At 33.3% G+C, this 18,962-nt stretch carries 16 protein-coding genes; 12 read left to right on the plus strand and 4 right to left on the minus strand.

Going from position 1 to position 18,962, the window contains the following annotated elements; genetic code table 11:
• Positions 1-7: 7 nt before the first annotated feature.
• Complete coding sequence (locus tag AsAng_RS09340; protein ID WP_264792508.1) at positions 8-3,154, minus strand: bifunctional cytochrome P450/NADPH--P450 reductase; 3,147 nt, start codon at positions 3,152-3,154, stop codon at positions 8-10.
• Positions 3,155-3,329: 175 nt separating this feature from the next.
• The gene (locus AsAng_RS09345) at positions 3,330-4,367 is read right to left on the minus strand and encodes a leucine-rich repeat domain-containing protein (protein WP_264792509.1); all 1,038 of its coding nucleotides are present in this window, start codon (positions 4,365-4,367) and stop codon (positions 3,330-3,332) included.
• A gap of 244 nt (positions 4,368-4,611) precedes the next feature.
• Between AsAng_RS09345 and AsAng_RS09350 the strand changes: the two genes are divergently transcribed.
• The 11 genes from AsAng_RS09350 (at position 4,612) to AsAng_RS09400 (ending at position 14,210) form a co-directional block, all read left to right on the plus strand.
• Positions 4,612-5,286 carry a hypothetical protein gene (locus tag AsAng_RS09350; RefSeq protein ID WP_264792511.1) on the plus strand — a complete coding sequence of 225 codons (675 nt, stop codon included), beginning with the start codon at positions 4,612-4,614 and terminating at the stop codon, positions 5,284-5,286.
• A 408-nt stretch (positions 5,287-5,694) separates the two neighbouring features.
• Positions 5,695-7,656, plus strand: a complete 1,962-nt coding sequence (locus tag AsAng_RS09355) for an AbiJ-related protein (protein ID WP_264792512.1) — start codon at positions 5,695-5,697, stop codon at positions 7,654-7,656.
• On the plus strand, positions 7,643-8,485 hold the full coding sequence (locus AsAng_RS09360; protein WP_264792513.1) for a hypothetical protein: 843 nt from the start codon (positions 7,643-7,645) through the stop codon (positions 8,483-8,485). The genes AsAng_RS09355 and AsAng_RS09360 overlap by 14 nt, the downstream gene beginning before the upstream one ends.
• Positions 8,486-8,714: 229 nt before the next feature.
• Entirely contained in the window at positions 8,715-9,461 is a 747-nt protein-coding gene (locus AsAng_RS09365; protein ID WP_264792514.1) for a hypothetical protein, read from the plus strand.
• Positions 9,462-9,526: 65 nt separating this feature from the next.
• The gene (locus tag AsAng_RS09370) at positions 9,527-10,255 is read left to right on the plus strand and encodes a DUF6000 family protein (RefSeq protein WP_264792515.1); all 729 of its coding nucleotides are present in this window, start codon (positions 9,527-9,529) and stop codon (positions 10,253-10,255) included.
• A 213-nt stretch (positions 10,256-10,468) separates the two neighbouring features.
• On the plus strand, positions 10,469-11,062 hold the full coding sequence (locus tag AsAng_RS09375) for a hypothetical protein (protein WP_264792516.1): 594 nt from the start codon (positions 10,469-10,471) through the stop codon (positions 11,060-11,062).
• A gap of 184 nt (positions 11,063-11,246) precedes the next feature.
• The gene (locus AsAng_RS09380) at positions 11,247-11,786 is read left to right on the plus strand and encodes a hypothetical protein (RefSeq protein ID WP_264792517.1); all 540 of its coding nucleotides are present in this window, start codon (positions 11,247-11,249) and stop codon (positions 11,784-11,786) included.
• A 121-nt stretch (positions 11,787-11,907) separates the two neighbouring features.
• Positions 11,908-13,140, plus strand: coding sequence for a hypothetical protein (locus AsAng_RS09385; RefSeq protein WP_264792518.1), 1,233 nt, complete (start codon positions 11,908-11,910; stop codon positions 13,138-13,140).
• A 27-nt stretch (positions 13,141-13,167) separates the two neighbouring features.
• Positions 13,168-13,407 (plus strand): hypothetical protein, encoded by a 240-nt coding sequence (locus AsAng_RS09390; protein WP_264792519.1) that lies wholly within the window; start codon positions 13,168-13,170, stop codon positions 13,405-13,407.
• Positions 13,376-13,816, plus strand: a complete 441-nt coding sequence (locus AsAng_RS09395; protein WP_264792520.1) for a hypothetical protein — start codon at positions 13,376-13,378, stop codon at positions 13,814-13,816. The genes AsAng_RS09390 and AsAng_RS09395 overlap by 32 nt, the downstream gene beginning before the upstream one ends.
• Positions 13,817-13,859: 43 nt before the next feature.
• A complete protein-coding gene (locus AsAng_RS09400; protein WP_264792521.1) occupies positions 13,860-14,210 on the plus strand; it encodes a DUF6176 family protein in 351 nt (116 codons plus the stop codon).
• Between the two features lie 186 nt (positions 14,211-14,396).
• Here AsAng_RS09400 and AsAng_RS09405 read toward each other — a convergent pair whose 3' ends face one another.
• Positions 14,397-15,623: a hypothetical protein gene (locus AsAng_RS09405; RefSeq protein WP_264792522.1), complete on the minus strand. Its 1,227-nt coding sequence runs from the start codon at positions 15,621-15,623 to the stop codon at positions 14,397-14,399.
• The gene (locus AsAng_RS09410; protein WP_264792523.1) at positions 15,616-16,515 is read right to left on the minus strand and encodes a hypothetical protein; all 900 of its coding nucleotides are present in this window, start codon (positions 16,513-16,515) and stop codon (positions 15,616-15,618) included. The genes AsAng_RS09405 and AsAng_RS09410 overlap by 8 nt, the downstream gene beginning before the upstream one ends.
• Positions 16,516-16,785: 270 nt before the next feature.
• On the opposite strand from AsAng_RS09410, the gene AsAng_RS09415 reads away from it, so the two are divergent.
• Positions 16,786-18,957 (plus strand): OstA-like protein, encoded by a 2,172-nt coding sequence (locus AsAng_RS09415; RefSeq protein WP_264792524.1) that lies wholly within the window; start codon positions 16,786-16,788, stop codon positions 18,955-18,957.
• Positions 18,958-18,962: the final 5 nt, after the last annotated feature.

Consider the following 18,962-nt stretch of genomic DNA (forward strand, 5'->3'; position numbering starts at 1 on the left):
TTATGATTTAAGTCCAAATTTCGGTTTTGTAACGTCCATTCCTTTTCATATTTTCCAACCAAGTTGTTGCCTCATTGTCTGAGTTATTTTGATTATAAATCTGTTCAAAAGCCAATTCAACTCCTTTCGCCATTCCTGCTGCATCTCCACAGATATAGACAATGGCATCTCGCTCTAAACAGTCCCAAATTAGATCCTGTTGCATTAATAGCTGATCTTGAACATAAACTTTATGCTGAGGCTTCTCTCTTGAAAATGCTGTATACAGCTCCAATACGCCCTTTTCTACCGCCGATTCTAGTTCCTCCCTATAGAGAAAATCTTGCGTGGAGGCTCTACAGCCAAAAAACAACAAAGCATTGCCTAATTCTTGCCCTTCTTTTTGCCTCCATAACCGCTCTTGAATAAAACCTCTAAAAGGAGCAATTCCCGTCCCCGCTCCAATCATAATGATGGGTCTTTCGTTTTTTTGTGGCAAGGTAAAATCTAGATTTGGTCGCCGAACAGCAACTAAAATTTTTTGTCCATGCTTTGCCCTTCCCAAATAATTAGAACAAATTCCCTGATAATTGCCCTCGTCCAACACTCCAACCGTTAAACTACAAGTATTACCTTCTACCAATGGAGAAGAAGCAATGGAATAATAACGAGCTTGTAAATGGGGCAACTGCTCCAAAAACAACTCAAAGGAAAGTTCGCAAGCCTCAAATTCTTCTAGTAAACTTAGTAAAGAGCGCTTTTTGGCAACAATTTCGGCATTAAAATTTTGCTCGTATAACTGCAATCTCATTTTTTCTGGTGGGCAACTTGTCCAGTTTATCAACAACTTAAGTTGTCTCCTAGTTGCTAGCGACTGCAACTCCACAAAATGGCGCAACAAATCGTAGAGTAAAATAGGTTGCTGTAGTGGCAAATTTCCACTTTTATCATTGCTATCTATTTCATAACAATTTGTAGCCGATAGTTTAAATCGATGGCATACCCGTTCGATAAGTTTCGGGTTATTCTGAGGCTGTACCAACAAATAATCGCCAATTTGGTAATTGCTTCCTTTTGGCAAAGCTATTTGAATCTGCTTGGTAGAACGTTGGGACCTTTCAGTATTTTGTAATTCTTTATTTTGGACAATTGTTCCCCAATCAAACCCCTTAGGTACAAAATTAGGGCATTGATAAACTGCATTTTTTTCTACTTTTTTAAGCTTTAAAACTGTTTTTTCTACAGCGGTCTCTTTTGCAGTAATTTTTAATTGTTTTCGTAAATTTGCCCAATAATTAGCGTACCATTTTTCAAAATCTGCATCAAAATCTACACTAGCATCTGCTGCCCCTTTTGCACAAAAAGCAACTGCGCCTAATTCAGACAAGCGTTTATCAAGCCAGTTTGGAAAAGCCTGATAACTCTTCCATTGAGAATTTCCACAGCCAAAAACAGCATATTTTAATCCCGAAAGATTATGCGTTGCACTCTTCAACCAATCCGCAAACTGTCGAGCATTGTCAGGAGGCGTTCCATTATAAGTAGAGCAAATAATTTGCACCAAGCCTGTTTGTGGCAATCGCTCTTTGTAGGCATCTAAAGTTGCTATAGTTGTTTTAAAACCATGTCGTTTGCCGTCTTTGGCCAATTGATGCGCCAACTCTTCAGAATTTCCCATATTTGACCCGTATAAGATCAGTAAAGGAGTTTTATGTTGCTGTTCTTCATTGGCTACTTCCGTTACTTTATTTGCTGCTTCATTGGCTATAAAACGATAACGGTCTGCCTTGGTTCTTGGTTCTAAACGAACCTTTAAATCCAAGGGGCGCAACGTCACCGTTTCGTTAAATCCAAAGGTATAATTAGGGTCTAAATGCAATTTGTAACGTTGTAATATCATGGCAAGGGCAAGCGTTGCCTCCGTCAAGGCAAATTGACTCCCAATACAGGCTCGCTTTCCATTGCCAAATGCTTTAAAGGCATCTTTGTCTCGTTTAGCTACCTTTTCTGGCAAAAAGTGGTTGGGGTCAAATGTTTCTGGATCATCGCCCCAAATTGCTTTATCTCGATGCAAATGATACGGCCAAACGGCAATAGAAGTTTCCTTGGGCACTTTATAGGCTCCATTTTTTAGAGTAGTATCTTGAGTTGGGGCAAGGGTCATAACAGGAACAGGAGGGTAAAGTCGTAGGGTTTCGAAGAGTACCTGACGAATCACCTTCATTTTTGCCAATTCCCTATGCGTAATTTCTTGTTCCAAATCATCCCCTAGCACTCCATCAATTTCCCGATACACCTTATCTAGCCATTCCTTATGGGTCAATAGATTGTAAAAAGCAAAAGAAAGCAAGCCACTGGTCGTTTCGTGTCCTGCAATCATAAATGTCAAAATCTGATAGCGCATATTTTCGTCGCTCAATTGCGTTCCTGTTTCCTTGTCGTATGCATTCATCATCAAACTCAAAAAATCAAACTTATTGGCATAAGCTTCGGGATTTTGTTTGCGTTTGGCAATGATTTCATCAATCAAATTATTAATGTAAGTAAGATGCTTTTTAAAGGCTTTGTTCCGCTTAAACCTAAATGGCATCAAAAAAGGAATGGTTCGAGCTCGTCGCACTGCTTCGTCTAAAGCAAACAACATAGCAGGAATAAAATCGTGCTCTTTTTCAGATTTAAAGCTATCAAAGTTATAATCAAAACCACAGACACCTATTGTATCAAACGTATAACGAGTCATGTCGTCTGATAAGTTGAAATATTTTGTTGGGGGAATTTTCTCCCATTTTTCTAACAAACGATCTACAATTTTCTTCATAACGGGCACATAACCTCGCATGGAACGCTGAGAAAAACCTGGCATTAAAATATTGTGTGCCTTCTTCCAATTTGGCTCATGAGACCAAGCTGTAAATAAACCATCTCCTGCTATTACCCGCAAATGTTGAGTTGGCACATTGATGTGTTTTGGAAAGCGCTCTTCGTCGGAAAGAATTTCTTTGCTGAGTTCAAAATTATTGATGAATAATAATTTTTCGTTTAGAATCGCAATTTCGAAAATGGGACCATATTCATAGCCCAACTGGATCATTTTATTTAGTGTATCTTTTCCTGCAATTTGAGGTAGATTTCCAACGAAAAAGGTACGTGGTGGATGAGGAATTTTGTTAGCCATGTATATTGTTTTTCAGATTAAATGGGCAATTAAACTACATTTACCTATTTTAAATCTTCATATTTATTATTAAATAAATTTACCTTTTATAAACTCTTCAAAAATAGCTTGTAAGAATTAGAAAAAATGCTATCAGTTGGCTATTTTTTTTCTTTAGAACTGTTCTATATAAATATTAAAACTCAAATTGCACCTTATATAAATTCGGCATGTCTTCCAAAAAAGATGGTTTTTCCGTAAATTTATTGTGATAGACGGTCAATTCTTGAAGGTTAGATAATTTATGGATGGACTCTGGGAGTTTGGTGAGTGCGGACTTTACAATGGTTAATTTTTCTAAGGATTTTAATTCCCCTATTTCACTTGGTAATTCCTTAATTTGGCTGGTATAGATTTGTAAGTGTTTGAGTTTTTTCATGCCCAAAATCACTTCTGGAAATACCTTAAGTTCCTTTCCTCCTAATACTAATTCTTCTAACTTTTTTAGTTTTAATAGTTCTAATGGCAAGTCTTCTATAGGGTTTCCAAATAGTCTAAGTGCTTGTAAATTTTTGAGATTACCGATAGAAGCATCAATTGTTTTTATTTTGTTTTGGGCTAAATTCAATTCCTTAAGTTTGGGGAGAGTACAAACTTGACTCGGAAACGTCCTAAATCGATTTCCATACAAAACAATTTCTTTTAAGCCAACCATTTTTTCTATAGAATCGGGCAATGCCTTGAGGTGATTATCTGATGCATCTAGTGTTTTTAGCCCCACCAAATTTCCAATGGACACTGGTAATGCTTTTAATTTATTCTGGTCAATTTTTAGCTCTTTTAACCCAACTAGGTTTCCAATAGACTCTGGCAAAGTCTCCAACTCGTTATAACGCAAATTTAACTTCTGTAAGTTTTTTAGTTCTCCCAATGACGCTGGCAATTCAGTTAGGCGATTGTAATCCAATCTCAATCTATTGTTATGCTCTAATAAATGCATAAAATCAGGCAAAAAGGTTAGCTTTTTGGATCGTATTAAACCTGTCTTAAAACTAGCGATGCCTTTTGCTAAAGTAGCAATCGTTTTTATATCAAAAGCTTTTATTATTGGCTGATAATGCTTCCATACTGCTTCTTTTAAAGCAGCATTTCCTTTTAGTATTTCTAAGGCAACTTTTGCGCTTTGGGCATCTGCTTCTAATAAAACACAAACATTTTTTAATTGATCCGTCATTTTAAACAATTTGGCGTCATACAATATATACGATGGCGTTCCTAACGAGCGTCAACACTAAGATAAAGTAAAAATGATTATATTAACAAAAAAGTTTATCCTTGTCCTAATTGGTGGAAGTACACATCATTTTATCCTGTTGTTGTCTGAACACCTTAAAATTATCAAGGGAATAAAATATATATACGCCATTGTGTATATTGGTTTGTTAGCTTCCATATAAATCCCTAAAATACTAAATTAAATGATTCAAAAAATAAATGAGGCTTTTATAAAATTAGGCTTCTACCCTTCTCGAAATTTCAATCCAGATTATGAATATCACCTTGTACGAAATATTGAAAAAGGAAAACAAGTTATTACTCTCTCTGTAGATGATAATTATCCAAACGACAAATATGTCTTTGATGTTTCTCTAAGTATTTACTTTGATGAAATCGACGAAATAACACAATTCGGAAATCTAAAATATATTCGTTTTTCTAAAATAGAATCTAATTTTGAATTAGACTTCCTAAATATACCTGTAGTTGATTTTGATTTTGACTTTATTACCAATACTTACACAAACCAACCACTATCAAATAAATTAAAAATAGATGATGAAGACTCATTAAATTGGTTAATCCAACTCTATGATTATGATTTAAAAGATTTTTTCAAAAAATATTCAAATATTGAAGAAGCTAAATTAAGTTTAAATCATCCTTATTCATTCTATAAAAAAAATGAACCTCATTGGAATGGCTGTATTCTAAAACTCCTTTTTACCGCTCAAAATTCTAAATCAGATTTCGAAAATCAAATCCTAGAAGTATTTAAAATATATGAGAAAGCTCATGATGGTTTTAAATTAAACCTACCTAAAAGTCTTTTAGAAGCATATATTATAAAACTAAAATCAAATTTTGGTTATTAAAATAAGAATAACGGAAGCTAACAATATGTACAGAGCCATGCTAGAAAAAAAGTACAATTTATACGGTTAACGCATGAACTACACCGCAAAATCTGTGATTTTGCCACTAGACGAAAATAAATTTACTGCCAAAATCACAGATTTTGCTCAGGGAACACCTATATTTATTCTCCGCATGGCTTTCGCACGGTCTATACATGGGCCGTTAGTGGTAATTGTCCTTTGCTCAAAAATCCTTCGTCCAAAAGCTAGAAAAAGAGATTAATCTCAACATCTATCAAAACATCACAAAATTAATTTCTCCAGATACTTTATTCCTTTTTTTAGTACTAAAAGAATTTAAACCTTGGCTTAAACCAAAATAATTACTAATTTTCATTTATCGAAAAACGTATTATAAGATATTAGATGATTACATTATCAAAGAAATTAAAGCTAGAATTATTTAATGTAATTTTGAACGAAAAATCTCCATTTGGCTTTATCTCAGATGAAGATGGTCTTATCCCTTTTTTAAATAAAATCTGGGATTTAAAAAATATGCCTTCAACTGACCCTCGTTTTTCAACAGCTGAACAAGATATTGCCCAACATACGATAAGAAATGATGATTGGGAGTTAGAGTTTCTCTTTGATGAAATATTAAACCTTTTTGAGGATGATTCTAAATATCGTCTTTTTATCGAGACTATACTTAGTCCAGAATTTAGAGAAACCGAGGATGGAATTACTAAATACTTCTATTTAATAAATCCTTATTTAGAGAAAGAAAGCTATGCCTTAATTATAAATGAATACAATAATGAGGATTTACCTATATACAAAGTTGGGCTAAAAGCAGAAGCAGAAGAACTTCTCATCGAATTAAAGGAAAACACTATTCCCTTCATAGTAGAGACTCAACTAACTGGAAAATCTTCATTAGCTAGATCTCATAAAACACCAAAAACAACTCCATCTTTTGTTTTAGCATTTAATAGTGGCTGGAATGATTATAGTGTTGTCTCTAGTTTTTCTCTATTCTATTATTCAGAAGGTATACAATATGTATATATTGGAGATGTTAAAATAATACACATTGAGACCTTAAATACCTCAAAAAAAATTCCTTTATCTTTCAATTCTTTACCTGATATTTTTTGCTCGTTAGGTCAAAATATTAGTTATTATAATAGGTTGAAAGAACATTTTGGAAAAGAATTTAAAAGTATATTATTTGCGTTAAGAGATGCTGCATTCTTTCCTGACATTCACGAAAAATATGAACAAAACTCGAATTTCATTAATTCCCTAATTCGAACTAATACTGCCGAAAGATTACTCCGAGAAGCAAAATATCAAGTTTACAACTATGACTTATCGAATTTATACAGTTTTAAATATACTTTCCAACCTAAATACTCAAAAGAATCTATTGAAGTAGATTTTAACTTTAATAACAATAAAAATTTACCCAATCGAATTTATGCAATTATTGGGAAAAATGGAATTGGAAAAACACAGTTAATCTCATCTCTTCCATTTGATATATACAAAAAGAAAGACGATGTTTTTATGCCCAAAACACCATTATTCAGTAAGGTAATAGCTGTGTCTTACAGCATTTTTGACTCATTTAAAGTCCCTCAGAAAACAGCATCTTTTAACTATTTATATTGTGGTCTAAAAGATGAGAATGGAGAAAACATTTCTGAAAAAGACTTAGTAAGACGCTTCCATAAATCCTCTCAAAAAATAAAAAATTTAAAACGAATTCAAGAGTGGAACCAAATCTTACTCAATTTCATAGACAAACAGTTGCTAAGTCAATTTATTCGCTTAAAAAGAATAGACCAAAGAAGAGAATACGTCATAGACTTTGAGGGTTTTTCAAAAATTAAAAACATCCTTAGTTCAGGGCAAAATATTATATTATATATTATCACAGAAATAGTGGCTAATATAAGATACGATTCTTTATTGTTGTATGACGAACCTGAAACACATTTACATCCCAATGCTATTTCACAATTAATAAATACCATCTATGAACTCGTAAATGAATTTGAGTCTTATTGCATTCTTGCTACACACTCTCCTCTTATCATTAGGGAACTTCTCTCTCGAAATGTATATATCTTAGAACGGTTTGATGATACTCCAGCAATTCGTAAATTAAATATTGAAACTTTTGGAGAAAACCTTACAACTTTAACAGAAGAAGTTTTTGGGAATAGAGAAATTCCTAAACAATACAAAATTATTCTTGAGAATCTTGTCTATGAAGGTAAGAACTATGAACAAATTCTCTCGCTTCTTGAATCTGACAACATTCCCTTAAGTCTAAATGCAAAGATTTATATCAAAAGTTTACTAAATGAAAAATATTAGTGCTTATAGTAAAAATTCTATGGATTTTTTTGATGAAGTCCTTAACTCCAAAAAAGATCCCATTTTGGTATCTAGAATTAATGTTTTATACCCAAACATTACTCATCTATTTCAAACTTATGATACACTCTTTAGCTCAAATTCATTGGTTAATGCTAACTCATTTGGTTATTCAGGACAGAATAAAAGTGATTTAGAAAAACTATATAATTATAAAAGAAAAGCATTTAGAATATTAGAGCTAGAATTAACAACTAATAGTAAAAACCGCCGTAATAACACCTGCCAAAACTGCACACTTGAGTCAATTAATTCATTTGACCATTTACTACCTCAAACAGAATTTATTGAATATGTAATTCATCCTAAAAATTTATTCCCTAGTTGTACTACTTGCAATAGTCATAAGAGTAAAATATGGAGGGATAATGGAAAAACTCTTTTCTTAAATCTATACTTAGATACACTTCCTCAAGTCCAATATCTATTTGTAGATATAAACATAACTAATGGTCTAGTTGAACCCACTTTTTATCTTGAAAATAGACATCATATTCACCCTGACTTATTTGAATTACTAGAAAACCATTATACTAAACTGCATCTTTTTAGAAGATTCAAAGAAAAAAGCGGAAATATCATTGAGGAATTAGAAAATTCTTTGAAGCCCTATAAAAACTCAGGAAACTTATCAAAAACAGATATTATTTCTATTGTCGAAGATAAGATTGCTTTTGACAAAACTAGCTTTGGGATAAATTATTGGAAATCAATTTTAGAATATGAATTAATACACAGCAATTCTTTCATTGACACCTTAATAAAATAAAACTACCACTAACAAAGTGCAAATACGGTCATGCTAAAGATTGGGCTAAAGAAAAAGATGGTGGGCTTTGCTTTACTTCCGCAAAATCACAGATTTTGCTAGTACTAGAAGATAAATTACTGCCAAAATCTGTGATTTTGCTTCGGGGAATGCTTATATTTCTGTTCGCATAACTTGTGGCACGATATATAGCAAGACGTTACCAACAAGCTGAACAAAAAATCTGCTAATGAATAAACTTTCGACAGAGAATCTTAATCTTCTACCAAACTCAAAGGAATTAAGAAGGATTTGTAAATCCATTTCTGCTATAGAGGCAATTATTTCTCCTGAATGGGAATACAGGTACTACTCTTATCAAAAGGATTGGAGTGAAACAGAAGAGTTTTGTGAAATGCGGAACGGGCAAGGAGACCAAATGTTGATTCTATTTAGCAATGATGGAATATGCATAAATGGATTCGCTAGCGAAAGTGAAATGAATGGTTGGAAAAATGTTCACATAGAAGAGAAAAAGTCTTTTATAGACAAATTATCTGACTCAAAAAAAGAACCTACAACAGAATTGATTCAAGAGATACCAAGTGGGGTTGTCACAGAATTACCAAAAGCTTTTAACGAGTTCATATATGGAGAACCTGTAAAGAGCATTGGAACAACATTTTGCATTTGGAACACTGGAACAGATACAGATTGGAAAATTGGAAAAATCAATCTTCCTAATGATGATTACAAAGATGGTTCTTCGGACTTACTTGAATTATTGGATGGGAAACCAACGACTTACAAAAAATGGGCAGAGGAATACTATGAAGAAGAATTTGAGAATAGAGAACTTAAATTAGAAGTGGTAGAAAAGATTTATTCGGGAATTATTATATCAAAAGACTTAGTTCTTGACATCAATCCAGAATTTGAAGATTTTGAAAAACTGAAAAGTGATTTGAATGAAATTGGGTATGAAAATGAATTATAAAAAGCCAATTGGTAAAAATGTGTAAAAACGCATTTTACACTAAACGTTATCTGCAATCAACTAAAATGAAAAAAGAGAATTTATCCGACATACAACTTCATTCAGCAGGAGCGACGGTTAGGCATAAGAGCCCTTTTGAGGATTTAGATTCTTATGTAAATGATGTTGAAATTTCTCAAGAATTTAGAGAGAAATGGGTTATCCCTTTTTACTTTGAATTAAACAATCAATCTGACGAATGGATTAATAGAATAATTGAATTAAAACCTAAAATAAATGAAGAGATAATTCTTCAGAATTTAGGTAATTTTGATTGGAGAACAAGATCGACAGGAAGCTATTTTGCTGCAGTTAAAAAATCGACTCATCTCGAAGAGATCATTGGGACACATCTATTAAAAAGTGAAGTCTGTTATGCTGGCTCAGAATATGCACTAACATTGGCTTCATTTAATACTTCAAAATCGGTAGGTTATTTCGATAAATACCTTGAATTTTATTTAAAGCAACCCCAATTATATTTCGATCAAAGTTCAGTAATAACCGCCATGAAATATCTTGATGAAGTAAATAACACCAATAATACAGAAAAGCATTTGAAGAATTGGCGGGACTTTCTTTTATGGCGGGATAAAGCTCAATTAGAAAATCTCAAAAACCTAAAAAATATAGTGCCAGATAAGAGTGAGGAGATTGATAAACAAATTAAAGAATTGGAACCACAAAATTCTTCAATTGACACAGAATATTTTCACCAATCGATTGAATCAATTAATCGAATTAGTAATGGATAAAAAAGCAGATAACGTTTTGATATATGCAGTACCACAAGTCCTGCGAACAGAAATATAGCTAATCACAAAGCAAAATCTATGATTTTGTGGTGTCTCACACGCAGATGGACTTTAGCTTTAGCCCTAAACGACTAAATTATTTAGTCAATCTTGTAAGTCACAAAAGATAAAAGTTCTACACAATCCATTAGTTTTATTACACTAAACAGCCCTATGCATCAATATTCAAAAATTATTTGTGCCTTTTCTCTCTTAAGTTTTTTGGGAAATATGCCTTTGACAGAAGCTCAGAATCCGTTCAAGGTATTAGATAAAGCAGAAAAATTTTACAGAAATGGGCTTTTACAAAGAGCCTTAATCAAAATAAAAAAAGCAGAGAGTACTAAATATTGCTCTTGTGGAGATTGTCTTGACCAAATCAACAAAAAAACACACTTGCTTCGGTTCAAAATATTTAACTCATTAAAGAAATATCAACTAGCAAGGAATTCTTTAGATGCTATCATGTCTTCTTCTTCTGAGTATGATTCTTTAAAAATACTAACTTATCAAGCTGAATTTGGCAAAAAATTCTTATCCCAAAACATTGATTCATTTGAAAAAATAAATATATACTGTGAGGAAGAAGCTTGTTTTTTAGAAATTCCATTCAAAGAAAAACGCCCTCCCATTCTATTAAAATTAGATCCTGGTGAGAGCATTGTTTATCTTTTGGGAAATGAAAAACAATCAAAAAAGATAAAAGAGTATTGGCTTGAAAAATTTAAAACTTCAAAAAACTATGAATTAATAAAACAAGAAAATTAATAACAATTCATCCTCAACATTATCAAGGGAATAATATATGCGCCATTGTGTATATTGGTTTGTTGTTGAGCAAGGAAAACCGAGTGAACGCTATACTGCAAAAGCTTCTCTTATTTTGAAAATTAAAAGTTAAACTCTAAAAGAAATTTCATTTATTTTTTCCTTAAATTTTAAATCAGATTTTATGCGTATAATTGATAGTACTCTTTTTTCTCCTTTTTATATTTTTATTAAAGCGTCTGATTTATCAGATTCAGAGGTGTTAAATTTATTAGGAATTAAAAAATTTGAATTACTAAATAAGTATCAAAAACATCCTAAAAATTGGCAAAAAAAAAGAACTTTATTCATTACTGAATGTAAAAATTGGATTCATATAATGGACTTTATGGATTATAATTTATGGCATAATCCTCAACTACGCATAAACTTAGAGCTTATTTCGAAAAAGTATGATATTTTCTATTGTTCAACAGGAGATGACGATTATTCATATGATTTTACATACTTAAAAGAAGGCATTCTAAAACGCAAATTAATAGTTGAGTATCCTAATTATAAAGGACCTATTATTAAAGAAAATATTGGTAAAAGGCTTTTGGGCGAATCAGAAAAAATTGTACTAAAAGATGAAAGAAAAGAAGTATTATCGATTGCAAAAGCAATTGGTATTAATTTAAATCATGAAGAAAGTAAAATTCGGCAGTATTTGTATGAGTTATAGCCCAAGATATAAATCAGATCAAAATTGAAACAAGCATTGTTATATCAAGAGAAAAAATCTTTAGACACACCATAGGCACTCACATTCCTAAAAATTTAACACAAAAGCATTCCACCATTCCATGAAAAATAAAACCATCTATTTTGGATCTGCCATAGTCCTTGCAATTTTTTTCTTTACCATTATTTATAGCAACCGCCCCAGCAATGCTGAAGCAACAGAACACTTGGTTGAAGAAAATAATAAAGCGTTTAAGGAGGTAAAAAAAGCCATTCCCTTTCCTTCAAATACCCCTGATATTATTCCTATAACTTCAGTAGAATCCATCATAAATCTTGGCTTGTTGGGACACTATTGGAATCATAATTTTGTTCGTCTTAACACTCCTAATAGTGGGGACGAATCATTATCTCTTAGCATTAATCCAGAAAATGAAAATAGCCTTGCTTTGGAATTTACCGTTTATACTGTTCATAAAGATCGTACTGTCGAAAATCTTTCTAGTTGTCACACCATTCCTTTAAACATTATTAATAACACCCTATTTATAGATACTACTGAATACACCTGTTTTCAGCAATTTAATCGTATGTGTTTCTTGAAAATAGGCAATCAAATTGGACTTTCTTTTAACGGAAAGCATATTGCTTTTTATAGCCAACCAACTATTTTTCCTAATGTCTATTCTCCTACTCTATTAAAAGGATTGTACCCTCATCCTTATTATACCATCTTAGGAGATAGCATAGCAGATGGTGGCGTTGATAGTAAAGTAAGCATTCGTTCGGTTGAAACATTAGCGCTAAATAATGAACAATATAGCCTTGCTTTTCTAATAGACCAATTTTATGTTGAATATGATCCCAGACAAGGCGGAGACCTAGCTAGAGCGCTAAGTATTGCGCTTTTCAAAAAAACAGAGCAAGGGCATCAATTATTATACTTTGATGATAGACCTGATTATAGTCATTTTAGCCATAAAACAGGTGGTCATAAGATTTCTGACCTTCCTAAGAACTTTAGAATTCAACAAATTGGAAAGAACTATTTTTTCTTTAAAGAAGTAGTTGATGAGCTTAACGATAAGCTAGTAAAAACGGTATATTGTTATGATCTATTTGAACGAAAAGAAGTCTTCTCTCATAAACTAGAGCAGTATACTGTTGGTGTAAATGGTAAGAAAAATTATAGCTATCGCAAACAAATAACATTTGCTGAAAAGACTAGTGATTGTGCTATTATTATCAATGCATGGAACCTAGAAGAAAATGTTATCAAGCCACTAGGATTAACTGTTTATGTCTATGATGAAGATTCAAATGAATTTGTCAATCCTAATAATCTAATAAATTAGCAACTTTAAAAGCCTAAAAAACTAAGTATGTTGCCTCCTTGGAAAAAATATCCTAAAATTTGGCGTTTTTCAATTGGTTGGAGAATGGGAAAAGGGGAAAGTTATCTCTACCAATGGGAAAGTTGGTTTCTAAAATTACCAAAAGAAGAGCAAAGGAATTATATCTCTCAAAACATAGGAAGTAGTGGTGGTCTATATGAGGAATTCGCCATTCTAACTAAAATTGAAACAACAAATGAACTCAAAAATCGCAGCCCAAGGATTTAAATTGCTCATCAGCCTAAATTGTATTTTTCTATTTATTGTTCCATTGAATTACTCCCTTGGCCCTCTCAATGATACGAATCGTGAATTTGGATGGCGGCCTGACTATTTTTACAACGATGAAATATCCTTAATTTTTATCGCCCCTTTTTTATTTTTATGGGCTATGTATATAACTAATAAATCAACTAAAACTATACTTGCTATTCTCCTTTGGGCAATATCCGCTTTTTATGCATTCATTAGTTTTATGTCCGTTTCGATGTTGGCTCAAGATTATCAACCCTATTGGGGAATGCTCTTGCTCTTTTTGTTTTTCCCTTTACTAAGCATCTTCTTTATTCTTGAAAAAAAAGCAGCACATACAAAGAAAATTTATAGCGACAGGATTCTTGATGAAAATAATTTGTAAAAACAGAACTGAACATAACAGTTAAAATACAATTCAACCGAATATGAAAGAAAAGTTAAAAACCATAGGGGTTAAAATAAGGCTAAAAAAAGGCTCCCTAAAAAAAGTACAGCGTTGGGCAAAAGAGCTTAACCATAGAATTGAAGAGGCAATGGAAACGCTTCGTGATGAAGGTGTTTTTCTCGAAGCTGCTTTTTTGGACAGAGGGGAAAACGACGATTATTTAATCTATTTCATGAAGGTTAAAAACCTTGAAAAAGCTGGCGAAATAGCCCAAAAATCTACCCATGCTATTGATAAATTTCATCAGGCGTTCAAGAAAGAATGCTGGGTAGAAGGCAAAAATCTTGAACTCCTGATTGATTTTGACCGTTATCATGAATTTCACGAATAAGGTATAGAGCAACGTTAATCTTACTTAAGTAATGAATCTAAATTATTGATAGTTTATTCGAGCAATCTTTTTAATCTTAACTGTGTTGAAAATACTCGCCATAGCTAAGGCTATGACTGTGTTTTTCGCCTTGTTAATATCAAAAATCTTTTACTGCAAATTCTATAAATAATTTTGCCCCATTACTTATTTTAAATCATAATACTCCAATTTGCGTTCTATCGTTTGGTGGATCTCCCCATTGTTGTCTTTTTCTACCTGTTTGATCCAATTCCCTTGCGCATCGTATTCATAATCCCAAGTAAAAATAGAAGCCTCTTCTTCTCCATTGTACAACAGTTCTATTTTAGTAAGGTCATTGTGCTGATTGTAAGTATTTTGTACTTTTTCATAGCGTTTTCCGTTTTCATAAATTGCTTCACTGGTGCAATTTCCTGCCTCATCAAAGGTTCGAATAGTCTTGCGAACTGACTTTTCACCTCCTGTCTCCAAATCATCTAATTCGCTTAGCATCTTTTTGTCCTCCTCGCTTAATTCAGTGCCATATTGTTGGTACAGATGCTCTACCTCATCAATGGTTTCTTCCTTCTCCTCCTTAGACAATTCACGACCAAAATAAACCTTCTGAAACTCAGCATAAGGCAATTCTTGAACACGATATTCTTCCTCTATTGGATTTCCTTTTTTGTCGTATTTATAAGTTGTTGTTGCCAATTGACCATTTTCCATGTAATACTTTTCTCTCAGCACATTGCCATAAGAGTCATTTTCATAGCAATTTTTATACTTTAAATTGCCATCCCATTTTTTTAAAGCGGACGCAGTGATAAAACCGTTTTTATCATACGCATAAGACATAGAGTAGATCAATTCACCTGCATGATCTGTTCTTTTCTCAGCCATTAATTCTCCTTTGTCATTGTATTCGAAGGAATTTTTATAGCCATATTTCCCCCTACCAACCGTCTCATAAAAAGCAAGTTGCCCTTGGTCATTGTAGGTATTAACGATCGAATCGTAAAAAAAATCTGTTATGTTAACTCCTTTTTCTGTGTCGTAAAAAGAACTCGTTTCCTCCGTATAGATTCTAAGCGGATTTCCTACACTATCGTATTCATAAACGTGACAATTTACCTCTCCCTCAAATCCCAACAGTCCATCTCTAAGTCTGCGCCCTGAACGGTCAAACGTAGTAATAGAAGCCTCTTCGTCTAGTGGCAAGGTTTGAATTGATTTGACCTTTCCTCTTAAAGCCTCTCTTTCCCAATCGTTCTGAGGGCTTTTTCTTTTTTGCAACGCATCAGAATGTAACTCAGGTTTTGTTGCTATCTTTTTATTATTCTGAGAAGATAAGGTATTATCACAAGAAACCAGCAATAAACAAATCAAAAACAGTGGATATAATTTATTCATTATAGCTAATTTTTTGCTCTGTAAATTCATTGGCAACGTCATTATAATCATAGCGAATTCTAACCGTCCAGTTTCCTTTGTTGTCGTATTCATACTTATAGCTATAAGAATCGGAGGCATTAATAACCCCTTTGCCATCAAAAGCCAAATCCTTTATTTTATTGCCCATTTTATCGTATTCAAATTTCCGTTTGTAACTCGGAGCATTATCCCCAGTAAAAATAGCCTGTTGAATCTCCTGTCCTGCCTCGTTATAAGTATACAATTGTTTTAATTGCAAATCATTTTTTTCATTGTAGATTTTTGTTTCTCGTCTGCGTCCATTTTTATCATATAAATGTTCACTTTTGCTTTGCCCCTTACTTTCCATAAAAACATCCTTTACCTCAATCTCATTTCCTCTATTATCATAGGTATAACTCGTATTTTTGACTTCCTTATCGTTTACATATTCCTTGCAAATACTAGGTTGATTGGTATTGGTATACGTATAAACCAACTTTCTATTGACGGTAGCATCTGAATAGTTGCTTTCTGCTAAATTATGACTGGCATTATAATGGTGTTTCCAAGTATGCAGCAAATCCTTGTTGTTATCATAGCTGGTTAATGACAGCTTATTGCCATGCTCATCATATACTATTTCAACAGCACCTTCTAGCTCGCCGTTAGTCACATAGCCATCTTTTATCTTAGCGGTATAGACTAAAACTTCTCTAGATTTTATCTTTCCCTTTAGATTTTTCTTTGTTAAATCGTTTGAAACGGTTGAAGTAACTGGACGACTTACTGTGGTGGTATCTTGGGGCTTCAAATCAGTTGTTTTTTCTTCTTGCTCTGATGTACAAGCGACAAGTGCCCATAAAAAAATAATACTTAGGAAATACCTCATATCTTTTGCTTTCGTTTAGGTTATTTTACAATATGATTAAAATAATTTTAGCCCCTAAATATACAAAACCCATCAAAAATTCCCAATCCTTCTCATCAGTAGATAGCTTTGGGACCGTTCTTGTATTAAATTGCCGAGTAAGTAGCCAAGCATTCTACTTAAAATCCTTTATATTTTTTCTTCTTTACCGATAAATTTCAATTCCATTCGGGTTGTCCCAACGACAACAAAATATTAGGAGCTGTTAATTATAGACTAAAGCACATTGACATGCCTATTTATGCACATTTTTTGCTTAAATTTGTCCGTAGACAATCTGTTTTTAACCAGTTCAAAACATCCATGCCAATAAAGTACTTTGTATCAATACTATTTACCCTGTTGTTGCTCCATCCTACTTGGGGACAACTATCAGATACTCCGCCTTCTCCAAGCCATATAGAAAATGATAGTTCTAAAATAGACATTATCAATATTGATAAATACAAAGAGCGCAATACCCCACAAGGTATTTTTCGAGAACTCACAGGCAATGTACATCTCAAACAACAAGAAATGCATATGTGGTGTGATTCTGGTTTTATTCTTCCCAACAAACAAGTAGAGGCCTTTGATAATGTCCAAATGCTGCAAGACGACAGCATTCGCATTTTTTCAGACTCGCTCTATTACGATGGTATTTTGCGTTTTTCGAGGTTAAGAGAAAATGTTGTTCTCAAAGACACGAGTATGACGTTGTTTACAGATAAATTAGATTACGATTTAAATACTCGCATTGCCACCTTCCCAGAAGGCTCTTTGATAGAGAGCGACACCACGACTATGATTAGCAAAAAGGGAACCTATAATGCCAATACCAACATAGCTCATTTTTCAGATTCTGTTCGAGTCACCAATCCTAACTATAAATTAGTAGCGGATTCTTTAGCCTTTAATACGCAAACCGAAATGGCTTTTTTCTTAGGACCAACAATGGTTTATAATGAAGAGAAAATTGTTTATTGTGAGGACGGTTTTTACGATAGTAAACGCAATTATGCAGAATTGTATAAAAACGCTCACTTTGAAAATCGAGAAGACGGAAAATCAGAAGTTGCTCAGGGAGATACCATTATTTATGATGGAGAGCAAGATGTCTATTATTTGATTGGGCACGCTCATTTTAGAAACGATCAACAAGAAGTTTTTGCCGATACAATTTTAATGGATGGAAAAACAGAACAATATTCTTTCCAAGGCAATCCTATTTTTAAAAGCCGTGATAGCACCAACAACCAATCCATCAATGCAACGCATTCGGATTATGATGGCGTTACCAAAACCATGATTTTCAGGGGCGATGTGGTTGTCGCCCAAGATCAACAAATTATGACAACGGATAGCTTGGACTACAGCACCGAAACCAAAAGTGGTGTGGCAAGGGGAAATGTAGTGTGGCGAGATACCTCAGCCAATATGCAAATTAGTTGCGGTGAGGCCTTCTATAATGACAGTACAAAATACTTACTGGCGCACAAAAATCCTCTTTTAACAACGCTAATTGATAAAGATACGATGTGGTTGCGCTCGGACACTCTAATTGCAATCCCTGATTCTTCCGATCAAGACCAACGCAACCTATACGCATTCCACCAAGTACAAATATTCAAATCCAATATTCAAGTACTTTGCGATTCTCTATTTTACAACAGCATAGATTCTATCTTTAATTTTTATATCAATCCTATTCTTTGGGTTGATGGCAGTCAATTTACGGCCGATACCATACAGGTGCAAATGAAAAAATCCAAGCTGCACCGAGTTTCTTTATTTAATAATTCTTTTATTGTGAACACCAATGAGGCAACTTATTTCAATCAGATAAAAGGCAAAGATGCCATTACTCAATTTAATGGAGCAGGAGACATTCAATCCATGTCCGTTTATGAAAATGGAGAAACCGTCTATTATGCCCTTGATGAAGCGGATCGCTATATGCTTGTTAACGATATTGATTGTCAGGACATGCGGTTATATTTCGCCGATAATCAAATCAAGCGCATCAACTATTTAGGGAAGCCATCTGCTGTTGTTTACCCCATGCATCAAGTGGATCACAAAACACTGCAATTAAATGGTTTTCAATGGCTAGACAGCTTGCAAATTAAAACAAAATACGAATTTTTGGGCATTCCTGCCCCCATTGTTTTAATAGACAGCAATTCTATTTCTCCTATAGACAGCCTATCCATTAGCGAACAAATTGATAGCATTGTAACGCCCTTGGATAGTAGTCAAACGCTTAACAAAAGCAACAAATTAAAGTCTAAAAAAATTATAAAATCCAATACAAACCCTCCGATTAAATCTTCTACTCCCAATCCAAAGAAAGACAATTCGGCAATCCGAAAAAGTAAAAAACGCTCTAAACTTAAAAAGAAAAAACAGCAGGCTGAGCGTTAATTATT

It is taken from the genome of Aureispira anguillae, from assembly GCF_026000115.1.
Taxonomy (GTDB): domain Bacteria; phylum Bacteroidota; class Bacteroidia; order Chitinophagales; family Saprospiraceae; genus Aureispira; species Aureispira anguillae.

What these genes read in the sequence shown, in the direction of transcription:
- AsAng_RS09340 (WP_264792508.1), bottom strand. Translation starts at nt 3,154, where the DNA reads ATGGCTAACAAAATTCCTCATCCACCACGTACCTTTTTCGTTGGAAAT.
- AsAng_RS09345 (WP_264792509.1), bottom strand. Translation starts at nt 4,367, where the DNA reads ATGACGGATCAATTAAAAAATGTTTGTGTTTTATTAGAAGCAGATGCC.
- AsAng_RS09350 (WP_264792511.1), top strand. Translation starts at nt 4,612, where the DNA reads ATGATTCAAAAAATAAATGAGGCTTTTATAAAATTAGGCTTCTACCCT.
- AsAng_RS09355 (WP_264792512.1), top strand. Translation starts at nt 5,695, where the DNA reads ATGATTACATTATCAAAGAAATTAAAGCTAGAATTATTTAATGTAATT.
- AsAng_RS09360 (WP_264792513.1), top strand. Translation starts at nt 7,643, where the DNA reads ATGAAAAATATTAGTGCTTATAGTAAAAATTCTATGGATTTTTTTGAT.
- AsAng_RS09365 (WP_264792514.1), top strand. Translation starts at nt 8,715, where the DNA reads ATGAATAAACTTTCGACAGAGAATCTTAATCTTCTACCAAACTCAAAG.
- AsAng_RS09370 (WP_264792515.1), top strand. Translation starts at nt 9,527, where the DNA reads ATGAAAAAAGAGAATTTATCCGACATACAACTTCATTCAGCAGGAGCG.
- AsAng_RS09375 (WP_264792516.1), top strand. Translation starts at nt 10,469, where the DNA reads ATGCATCAATATTCAAAAATTATTTGTGCCTTTTCTCTCTTAAGTTTT.
- AsAng_RS09380 (WP_264792517.1), top strand. Translation starts at nt 11,247, where the DNA reads ATGCGTATAATTGATAGTACTCTTTTTTCTCCTTTTTATATTTTTATT.
- AsAng_RS09385 (WP_264792518.1), top strand. Translation starts at nt 11,908, where the DNA reads ATGAAAAATAAAACCATCTATTTTGGATCTGCCATAGTCCTTGCAATT.
- AsAng_RS09390 (WP_264792519.1), top strand. Translation starts at nt 13,168, where the DNA reads ATGTTGCCTCCTTGGAAAAAATATCCTAAAATTTGGCGTTTTTCAATT.
- AsAng_RS09395 (WP_264792520.1), top strand. Translation starts at nt 13,376, where the DNA reads ATGAACTCAAAAATCGCAGCCCAAGGATTTAAATTGCTCATCAGCCTA.
- AsAng_RS09400 (WP_264792521.1), top strand. Translation starts at nt 13,860, where the DNA reads ATGAAAGAAAAGTTAAAAACCATAGGGGTTAAAATAAGGCTAAAAAAA.
- AsAng_RS09405 (WP_264792522.1), bottom strand. Translation starts at nt 15,623, where the DNA reads ATGAATAAATTATATCCACTGTTTTTGATTTGTTTATTGCTGGTTTCT.
- AsAng_RS09410 (WP_264792523.1), bottom strand. Translation starts at nt 16,515, where the DNA reads ATGAGGTATTTCCTAAGTATTATTTTTTTATGGGCACTTGTCGCTTGT.
- AsAng_RS09415 (WP_264792524.1), top strand. Translation starts at nt 16,786, where the DNA reads ATGCCTATTTATGCACATTTTTTGCTTAAATTTGTCCGTAGACAATCT.